The 9,669-nt window shown below is 62.3% G+C and carries 8 protein-coding genes and 2 tRNA genes; 7 read left to right on the top strand and 3 right to left on the bottom strand.

All coding sequences use genetic code 11. The features are described 5' to 3' along the window. The 7 genes from J4G38_RS03165 to J4G38_RS03135 all read left to right on the top strand — a co-directional run. Positions 1–351: SUMF1/EgtB/PvdO family nonheme iron enzyme (locus J4G38_RS03165; RefSeq protein ID WP_226163090.1), on the top strand; the 351-nt coding region annotated here is incomplete at its 5' end. A gap of 215 nt (positions 352–566) precedes the next feature. Further along, complete coding sequence (locus J4G38_RS03160) at positions 567–1,562, top strand: GRP family sugar transporter (protein WP_210518417.1); 996 nt, start codon at positions 567–569, stop codon at positions 1,560–1,562. Positions 1,563–1,624: 62 nt separating this feature from the next. Continuing rightward, positions 1,625–3,658: a glycoside hydrolase family 2 TIM barrel-domain containing protein gene (locus J4G38_RS03155; protein WP_210518416.1), complete on the top strand. Its 2,034-nt coding sequence runs from the start codon at positions 1,625–1,627 to the stop codon at positions 3,656–3,658. A gap of 62 nt (positions 3,659–3,720) precedes the next feature. Continuing rightward, positions 3,721–4,647: an alpha/beta hydrolase gene (locus tag J4G38_RS03150; protein WP_210518414.1), complete on the top strand. Its 927-nt coding sequence runs from the start codon at positions 3,721–3,723 to the stop codon at positions 4,645–4,647. 112 nt (positions 4,648–4,759) lie between these two features. Further along, positions 4,760–6,016: a DUF4861 family protein gene (locus J4G38_RS03145; RefSeq protein ID WP_210518413.1), complete on the top strand. Its 1,257-nt coding sequence runs from the start codon at positions 4,760–4,762 to the stop codon at positions 6,014–6,016. A gap of 1 nt (position 6,017) precedes the next feature. Then, entirely contained in the window at positions 6,018–7,226 is a 1,209-nt protein-coding gene (locus J4G38_RS03140) for a glycoside hydrolase family 88 protein (RefSeq protein ID WP_210518412.1), read from the top strand. 92 nt (positions 7,227–7,318) lie between these two features. Continuing rightward, entirely contained in the window at positions 7,319–8,437 is a 1,119-nt protein-coding gene (locus J4G38_RS03135; protein WP_226163088.1) for a bile acid:sodium symporter family protein, read from the top strand. Positions 8,438–8,833: 396 nt separating this feature from the next. On the opposite strand, the gene J4G38_RS03130 is transcribed toward J4G38_RS03135, so the two are convergent. From J4G38_RS03130 to J4G38_RS03120, 3 genes are all read right to left on the bottom strand, one after another. Beyond that, positions 8,834–8,916: transfer RNA gene (locus J4G38_RS03130), tRNA-Leu, on the bottom strand. Further along, positions 8,917–9,402 (bottom strand): HNH endonuclease signature motif containing protein, encoded by a 486-nt coding sequence (locus J4G38_RS03125; RefSeq protein ID WP_210518411.1) that lies wholly within the window; start codon positions 9,400–9,402, stop codon positions 8,917–8,919. Between the two features lie 54 nt (positions 9,403–9,456). Continuing rightward, positions 9,457–9,532 (bottom strand) — tRNA-Gly (locus tag J4G38_RS03120). Between the last annotated feature and the right edge of the window lie 137 nt (positions 9,533–9,669).

The following is a 9,669-nucleotide window of genomic DNA, read 5'->3' as shown; positions in this document are numbered from 1 at the left end:
GTGTACGTGAGCCTCGACGATGCCCGCGCCTACGCCGCCTGGGCCGGCCTGCGCCTGCCCACCGAATGGGAATGGCAAATCGCCGGCGAAGCCAACGGCCGCGATTTCATCTACAACGAAGTGTGGGAGTGGACGGAAAGTGAACGGTTCGACGGCCACAACCACTTCGTGTCGCTCCGCAGCGGCTGTGCGGGCTGGCAGTTGCAAACGTCGCGCTGGTATTTCCCCGGCCAGGCCACCAACAGCCCGCCCGGCGGGGCCCAACCGCTGGATTTTCACTGCAAATACTTCATCATGAAGGCGGGCTACGACCGGGCCGGCACGCTCGGCTTCCGGTGCCTGAAGCTTTAGACGGGTCACCTCACCCCCGGCCCCTCTCCCGCGGAGAGGGGAGCCACGGCGGCGCGGATGCCGTGTAGCGCAAACTTTAGCTTGTGCCGGGACCGTGCAAAAAGGCACAAGCTAATAAAGCACGTGCTACAATCGTCTGGCTCCCCTCTCCGCGGGAGAGGGGCCGGGGGTGAGGTAACCCCGCCGCAACATTTCCACTACTACCCCTTTTCTCCATGTTTATCATCAATACCTACGCCACGGCGGTCAGTTTCTGCCTGGTTACCATGCTGTGCTGGGGCTCGTGGGCCAACACCCAAAAGCTGGCCGCCAAGCAGTGGCGCTTCGAGCTATTTTATTGGGACTACGTGCTGGGCATTCTGCTCACGGCCCTGGTGTTTGGCCTCACGCTGGGCAGCACTGGTAGCGCCGGGCGCGGCTTCGTGGCCGATATGCGGCAGGCCGATGCCGCCGCCGTGGGCTCGGCGGTGCTGGGCGGCATCATTTTCAACGCGGCCAACATTCTGCTGGTGGCCGCCATTGCCATTGCGGGCATGTCGGTGGCGTTTCCCGTGGGCATCGGCATTGCGCTGGTGTGTGGGGTAGTGGTCAACTATCTGGGTAACCCGCTGGGTAATTCCACGCTGCTGTTTCTGGGCGTGGGGCTGGTGGTGGTGGCCATTCTGCTCAATGCGTTTGCCTACCGCCGGGCGGCGGCCGGGACCCAAACAGTGTCGAGCCGGGGGCTGCTGCTGGCGGTGGTGGCCGGGCTGCTGATGGGATTTTTCTACAAGTACGTGGCGGCGTCCATGTTCCCGGATTTCACCGTGCCGGAGGCCGGCAAGCTCAGCCCGTACTCGGCCGTGTTCTGCTTTGCCGGGGGCGTGCTGCTGAGCAACTTTTTGTTCAACACCCTGCTGATGCGGCGGCCGTTCAGCGGCGCGCCCGTGGGCTACGCCGATTATTTCCGGGGCAGTGGGCGCAGCCACCTGATGGGGCTGCTGGGCGGGGCCATCTGGTGCGTGGGCATGGCGTTCAGCATCATTGCGTCGGGCAAGGCAGGAGCTGCCATTTCGTATGGCTTGGGCCAGGGTGCGACAGTGGTGGCCGCCGTCTGGGGCATCTACATCTGGAAGGAATTCAAAAATGCCCCGCCCGGCACGCCGCTGATTATCAACGGGATGCTGCTCTGTTACCTCGGCGGGCTGGCCCTGATTATCGCCGCCCACTAGCCGCCATCATTGAAAAAAGACGGCCCACACTAACCTAAAAACAATAACCGTACGCTCGCCCTATGCTCAGCTACAATCCTTTTCTACGAGGCTGCAAACGCCTGTGGCTCGGCGGCCTGCTGGCGCTGCTGGGCCACCCCGGCCATGCGCAGGTTAAGCCGCTCGCTTCGCCGAACGTCCTCACGCAGCCCGGCGCGTTTTCGGTGGGCTGCAACTACTGGGCCTCCTACGCCGGCACGCACATGTGGCGCGACTGGCGGCCGGCGGTGATTGAGCAGGATTTCAAGCAGCTCGCCGAAAACGGTATCACCGTGCTGCGGGTGTTTCCGCTGTGGCCCGATTTTCAGCCCATCCACCAGATTTACGCCGGCGAAGGGGCCCCGAAATACATTGGTTTCGCCGATGGCCAGCCGCTGCCGGCCACCGGCGTGGGTAGCAGCGGCCTGAGCGAAGAGCAGCTCCAGCACTTTGAAACGCTGGCCGTGCTGGCGCAGAAGTACAAGCTCAGGCTGGTTGTGGGCCTGGTAACGGGCTGGATGAGCGGGCAGCTCTACGTGCCGCCGGCGCTGGAAGGCCGCGACATTCTCACCGATGCCGAGGCGCTGACCTGGCAGCAGAAGTTCGTCACCACGTTCGTGCACCGGCTGAAAAACCAGCCCGCCATCCTGGCCTGGGACTTTGGCAACGAGTGCAACGTGATGCAGAAGGTCGACAACCATTACCAGGCCTACCTGTGGTCGGCCGTCATTTCCGGGGCCATCCGCAGCGAAGACCCAACCAGGCCGGTGGTCTCGGGCATGCACAGCCTGAGCGCCGCCGACGACGCGCCCTGGCGCATCATCGACCAGGCCGCCACCACCGACGTGCTGACCGCGCACCCCTATTCGCTCTGGACCAAGTACGCCAGTCAGGACGGCATCAACACGATGCGGACCATCCTGCACGCGGCGGCCGAAACCCGGCTGTACGGCGACATCGGCGGCAAACCGGCCCTGACGGAGGAAACCGGCGTGATGGGCCCCATGACCGGCGGCGAGAAAGAGAAGGTCGCTTTTGCCCGCACGGCGCTGTTCTCGAACTGGGCCCACGACTGCAAGGGCACGTTCTGGTGGTGCGCCTACGACCAGCTCAGCTTCAACTACCCGCCCTATAACTACGCCTCGGTAGAGGCCGAGCTGGGCCTGATTCGGGAGGACCGCACCCCGAAGCCGGTGCTGGGCGAGCTGAAAACTTTCAGCCATTTCGTGCAAAACCTGCCATTCGGCACACTGCCGCCGCGCAAGACCGAGGCCGTGTGCATCCTCACCGAAGGCCAGGATACTTGGGCCGTGGCCTACACCAGCTTCGTGCTGGCCAAGCAGGCCGGGTTTGATTTTCAGTTTCAGAAGGCCGGGCAGGAGTTGAAAGACGCCCCCCTCTACCTGCTGCCTTCGCTGAAAGGCATCGACCCATTCCGCAAGGACTACTGGTTCAAGCTGCTCGACAAGGTGAAGCAAGGAGCCACGCTGTATATGTCGCTCGACGATGCCTACCTGCCCACCTTCAACGGGCCGCTGGGCGTGGAAGTGGCCACCAATGCCAAGCGCCGGGGCCAGCTGGCCTTCGCGGCCCGGCTGCTCGGCGACAGCGTGCGGTTCAGCACCGGCGCGGAGCGCAAGCTGTTCATCGACCCCAAGCAGGCCACCGTGCTGGCCAGGGAAAAGGACGGCAACCCGGTTTTGCTGAAATCTGCTTATGGCAAGGGCAGCATTTACCTGCTCACGTTTCCGCTGGAAATGAACCTGACCACCCAAACCGGCGCCTTCGACAAAGGACAGCCAGCCTACGCAGCCATTTACAAGGAAATAGCCCGGCCGCTCCTCCAGGAGCGCATCCTGACGCAGGACAATCCGTTCGTCGGCGTGACCGAGCACGCGACCAGCAAAACCGAAAAGGTGGTCGTGTTAATCAATTACAGCCCCGAAGATATTTCGACGGCCACGACCACGCAAAGCGGCTGGAAACTAGCGGGCAGCCTGTACGGGGGCCGGCCGGCGGGCAGCGCATTTACCGTGAAAGCGAATGACGCGCTGGTCCTCACGTTTCGAAAAAACTAGGTTTTCCTTATCCGTTTACCCGGCTGCCGGCCTTTGGGGCCCGCCGCAGAAATCCCCGCTTTATGAAACCACTTTCGTTCCTCCGTGCGGTCGGCTTCGTGCTGCTGGCTACCAGCCCGGGGCTCGCGCAGCAGGTCATCCCGCTCTATACCGGCACCATTCCCGATTCGAAGCCGAGCGCGATGCAGGAAACCAGCCTCACCCCGCCCGGCGGCAGCCTGCGCGTTTCTGCCGTGGTGCAGCCCAACCTGACGGTTTTCCTGCCCGACCCCGCTACGGCCAACGGCACGGCGGTCATCATCTGCCCCGGTGGCGGCTACGGTTTCCTGGCTGTTGACAGCGAAGGCTCTGAGGTGGCCAAGCGCCTCAACCTGATGGGGGTGGCGGCCTTCGTGCTCAAATACCGTCTGCCCAACGACCTAAGCCAGCCCGACAAAACCATCGCGCCGCTGCTCGATGCCCAGCAGGCCCTGCGCCTGGTGCGCCAGCAGGCCGCCCAATACCACATCAACCCCGAGCGCATTGGCCTGATGGGCTTTTCAGCCGGCGGCCACCTGGCATCCACCGCAGGCACGCATTTCGCCCAGCCGGTGGGGCCCAGCCCCGGCCCGGTGTCGGTGCGGCCGGCGTTTCTGGTGCTGCTCTACCCGGTCATCAGTTTCAGCGACAGCCTGGCCCACAAAGGCTCGCGGTATAATCTTCTTGGCAAAACCCCGGCGGCCGAGCAGGTGCGGCTGTATTCCAACGAGTTGCAGGTGACGGCCCAGACGCCGCCCACCTTCCTGGTCCACGCCCAGAACGACGAATGGGTGCGCGTCGGCAACAGCCTCGCGTTTTACCAGGCCTGCCTGCGCCACGGCGTGCCCGTCGAGATGCACCTCTACCCCAAGGGCAGCCACGGCTTCGGCCTCAATAACAAGACCACCAAGGACCAGTGGCCCGACCGCCTGCGCAACTGGCTCGACGCCAACGGCTGGCTGACCAAATAGCCGCCTCCAGGCCCGCGGCCCTCTGGGGAAGCCCACCAGGCACCAGGGCCCTACAAAACCGGGCTTATCAGATGGCCAGTCATTCAATTAAGCGTTTGAAAAAGTTGATGCAATGAGCAGCCTTTTCAAAAGTAGCGGCCAGCTGCTGTTTTTTATAGCGACTACCGCCACCAGCCGGGCGCAGGGCCCGCCCACGCCCGGCCGGATTGTGCTGCGCAATACCCAGCAAGCCGCAAGAGCCAGCGAAATTATCAGCATCGCCCGGTCGCGTTTTCAACGTGTGGCAGCCGGCTATTTTCCGCTGGTAAAAAAGGGGGCCAAAACGTATGTCACCCAACTGATTGATACCGACGCGGACGGCCAGTGGGACGAGCTGCTGCTCGAAGCCTCCCTCGGCGCCAATGCCCGCGACACGCTCCGCCTGGCCTGGGTAGGGGCCGCCCGGCAGCCGGCATTTGAGCAGCTGACCAACGTGCGCTTCAGCCGAAAAACCAGAACGAGCCAGCCCGAGGCGGAAATAGCTTTTTTGGAGCGCCCGCGCGGGTTCACGCAAAATATTGCCGACCCCGTGTACCAGCTGGAAGGGCCCGGCATTGAAAACGATAAAGTGGCGTTCCGGGCGTTTTTTGACCAGCGCAACGGCAAGGACGTGTACGGCAAAATCCGGCCGGCCCCGGTTCTGGAGCAGGTGGGCGTCATCGGCAGCTGGCACACGCTGCAACCCTGGGGCATGGACATTCTGCACACCGGCAGCTCGCTGGGGGCCGGGGCCCTGGCCGTGCGGGACGCCCACGGCCTGCACCGCCTGGCTGATGCCGACAAAACCACTTTCCAGGCCCTGTACGAGGGCCCGTTGCGGGCGGCGTTTGCCCTGCGCTTCACCAACCGGGACGGGGCCGGCGCTTCCCAGAACGGCCGCGAAACCATCGCCCTGGAAAAAGGGAACTACTACTACGCCAACCGCATCACTCTGAACCTGACCGAACGCCAGCAGCTGGTTTCCGGCCTGGCCAATTTCGACACGCTGCGGGTGGTCTACCAAAACCACAACGCACAGCTCAGCTCCATTTCTACCTACGGGGGCCAGGCCGAGGGCGACAAGGCGAAGCTGGGGCTGGCCATTCTGTTTCCGGCCCGGCAGTACGCGGCCTACGCCACGACCCGGGCCACCGCGGCCATTCCGAACACCTCCTACGTGGCCCTGAAGCCCGAAAAAAGCGGCGCGTACACGGTCTGGTTTTTTGCCTGCTGGGAAAAAACCGACGCGCGCTTTTCCACCCAGGCCGGCTTTGCGGCTTATGTACAGCAAGCGGCTGACCAGCTGGCCAATCCCATAACGGCCACTGTCGTTTACCCCAATTCGAAATAAGATGGAAAGAAGAGAATTTACCGGGTTGGTAGCGGCGTTGGCGGCCGGCAATCTGCTCGCACCGTTCGCGGGGGCGGCCGCGCCGGCGGTGGTCCCGGCGATGCCGGGGCCACCGCCGACCGGCGGGCTGCCCGATAAGCTGCCCGCCAACCTCAAGCAGCTGGTGAAAAACGTGCTGAAAGCAGAATTTCAAACCGTGAACACCGACTGGGACGGCACCATCCAAATCGAGGGCCTGCTGCGCTTTGCCCACCGGGGCTACCGGGAAGGGCTGGAATACGCCAAAAAGTGGTTTGCCTACCACGTCGAGCACGATGCCAGGCTGACCGACGAACAATACTACAAACAGTACGACGGCCCCAAGGCCCGGATACTGCGCGACGGCCCGCTGGCCTTCGTCATCTACTCGGCCAACCTGGGCGTGGCGTTTCCGGTGCACGAGCTGTACCGGCAAACCCACGACGCCACGGCCCGGCGGGTGTGCTTCGACGTGGCCGACGCCATTTTGCACTACGCCGCCCGCGACCGGTTCGGGATGCTGGGCCACGACGACTACAATTTCACGGCCTTTTCCATCCCGGACACCGCCTACTGGGCCACCCGCGCCAACGCCATTGCCGCTGCCCTGAGCCCCGACAAAGCCGTGGCCGACGTGTACTGGAAGCAAGCCATTTACCAGTTGAACCAAGGCATCCGGTATTTTCTGGACCGGGACAAAGGCCTGGTGCACACCGGCTTGTTCAAGGGCGAGCCGTCGCAAACCTACTGGTGCCGCTCGCAGGGCTGGCTGGCCTGGGCCATCAGCGGCTTGCTGCGCTACCTGCCCAAAACGCACCCGCAGTTCAAAATCGCCACGGGGGCCCTGGCGGTCATTGCCGACGGTGCCACCAAGTACCAAAGCAAAAACGGCGGCCTGCACGTGCTGGTCAACGACCCCACCACCCCCGAAGAAGTGACGGGCATCGCGATGGTGGTGGCTTCGGTAAAGGAAGCCATGCGCAACGGCTGGCTGCCGCCCACCTACCACGCGCTGTGCGACAAGGGCTGGGCGTTTATCCAAAAAAGCGTCGATGCCGACGGCAAAGTGCGCAACGCCTACACGGGCTGGGCCGTGACGGCGGAGGAGAAAAAAACTGACCTGATGGACCAGAATTTCCGGGGTTTCGTGCCGGGCATCCTCCTGCTGGCGGCCGACGAAATGACCCGCTAACCCCCTGACTTCATGCCCCTCCCCCTCCTTTCCCGCCCGCTGGCCGAGGCCCGGCACGTCGTCGGCCATCTCCTCGACCAGGCCCAGTGACCATGCGCGACGCCCTGAAAAAAGCCCCCTTGGCGGCCGCGCTGCTGGCGTTGGGCGCGGCCGGCTACTGGTTTGCCAGCGGCCGCCCGGTGGCCGGCGGCCTGGCGCTCACCGGCGGCTGGCTGCTGCTGGCCGCCGGCATGATGCAGCGGCCCCGGCTCCAAAGCTTCGCCTACCCGGTCGCCATCCTGGCCTCGGTCACGGTGGCGCTCACGTTCCCGCAGTACTTCGACCATGTGGGTAGCTTCCCGGTCAAGAACCTGATTGTGCCCCTGTTGCAGCTCATCACCTTCGGGGTGGGCTGCACCATGAGCTGGCGCGATTTGGCGGGCGTACTGAAAATGCCGCGGGCGGTGCTCATCGGGGTGCTGTGCCACTACACCATCATGCCCTTCGTGGGGTTCACCATCGCCAAAGTGTTCGGGTTTCCGCCCGAAATTGCGGCCGGCGTGGTGTTGGTGGGGTGCATGCCGAGCGGGCTGGCCAGCAACGTCATCGCCTTCATTGCCAAAGCCAACCTGGCGCTATCGGTTACCGTCACGGCGGTTTCTACCCTGCTGGCCCCGGTGATGACGCCCCTGCTGATGAACTACCTGGGCGGTCAGTTCGTCCCGGTGAGCTTCAGCGCCATGTTTGTCGACATCCTGAAGCTGGTCATTATCCCCATTTTCTTAGGGGTGTTTTTCCATCAATTCTTTCACCACAAGGCGAAGTGGCTGGACGTGGTGATGCCCAAGCTCTCGATGGTCGGCATTGCCGGCATCATCGTCATCATCACCGCCGCCGGGCGCGACAACTTGCTGCACGTGGGCCCGGCGCTGGTGGCGGCCATGTTTCTGCACATGACGGTGGGTGTGTTGCTGGGCTACTGGGGCGGGCGCCTGTTTGGCTTATCCAGGCTCAATAGCCGCACCATCGCCATTGAAGTAGGGATGCAAAATGGCGGCCTCGCCTCGGGCATCGCCGCTCAAATGGGCCTGATTGCCACCGTGGGCCTTGCCCCGGCCGTCAACGGCCCCATCATGAACACCACGTTCTCCCTGCTGGCCACCTGGTGGGGCCGCCGGGCTCCGGAAGGCGATACTCTTCCCGTAGGCAACCCGCTGCAAAAGGTGACCTAGGGGGTGTTCTCCACCTCAGTTTCCACCAATCTACGATTAGCCGGACAACTTCGTGGGTCCGAGCCGGCGAGCTACCCCTGGCCGTGGAACGGAACGGGGAACGGTAACTGCAACAGCGCCTCGCGCATCTGACCCAGCAAGAGGCGCTTTTGCCCTGCTTATTGCCGTTGGGATGGAAGCACATCAACCTGACGGGCGATTATTCGTGGCGCACAAAACGGGCACCCGGCAAATTTCAGCCCCTGCGGCCCCTTTCCAGGCCTTAACATGCTATATTTTCCGTTTTCTGAGAGGACCCCAATAAACGCATTCTCAACCCCAAAAAGTCAATGCACCCCAGGCTGTACCCTATTGATTAAAAAAGACCCTCCACAATACCGTAGAGGGCCTTTATTGTACCAGAGACGGGACTCGAACCCGTACGTCCGTGAAGACAAGGGATTTTAAGTCCCTCGTGGCTACCATTACACCACTCTGGCTCAGGAATTTAGCTTGCTTCTACCCCGATAAGAATTTGTCTGTGCGTGGCAATTGGGGCAAAGTAACTGCAAATTTATCAAGCGATGGTCATTGTTGACGCCGTTGCAGTGATGCAATTCTAATGGAATAAGCAAGCCGCGCCATTCGTTCAGGCCGCACTCCTCGCAACGATGCTCTTTCGCTTGCTCTTTTATCAGGCGTTTTTTCAACCCATGCGTGAAGTTATAGGTCGAGTTTTCAACCAGGATTTCCGCCAATGGCGCGCATTTACCGAACGCCTGATAACGCGGCCCTTTATTCCAGGCCGCCCCCGTAAAATGGCCGGTATCCAACCCGAGCTTAGCAATACGGCCGGGCACCGTTTTGTAATTACCACCGGCTGGCACCAGGCCAATGCGACCCAAAACCTGCCGCACCGACAGACTTGCCGCTACAGCTGCCCGGAATTCGTCGTCGGTACTTAGGCATTTGCGCAGAGCGGCCATTAGTAATGACTAATAAACAAAAAACGCTGCCCGAAGACAGCGTTTTTTTATTTTTGGAGCGGGAGACGAGGTTCGAACTCGCGACCTCGACCTTGGCAAGGTCGCGCTCTACCAACTGAGCTACTCTCGCGGGAGGTTCATTGCTACGGCGTATTATTCTGTAGCGCTGAATGGTTCGACAAAGGTAAGGGCCTTTTTTGGCGAAGCAAGTACCGGGCGTGGAAATTTTCACTGCCGGGGGCTTTTTGCTTCATTTTCAGGCCCAAA

The organism is Hymenobacter terricola, assembly GCF_017921975.2.
Lineage (GTDB): Bacteria > Bacteroidota > Bacteroidia > Cytophagales > Hymenobacteraceae > Hymenobacter > Hymenobacter terricola.
The sequence above is the reverse complement of the archived record's forward strand: the minus strand, read 5'-3'. Positions and strand labels throughout refer to the sequence as shown.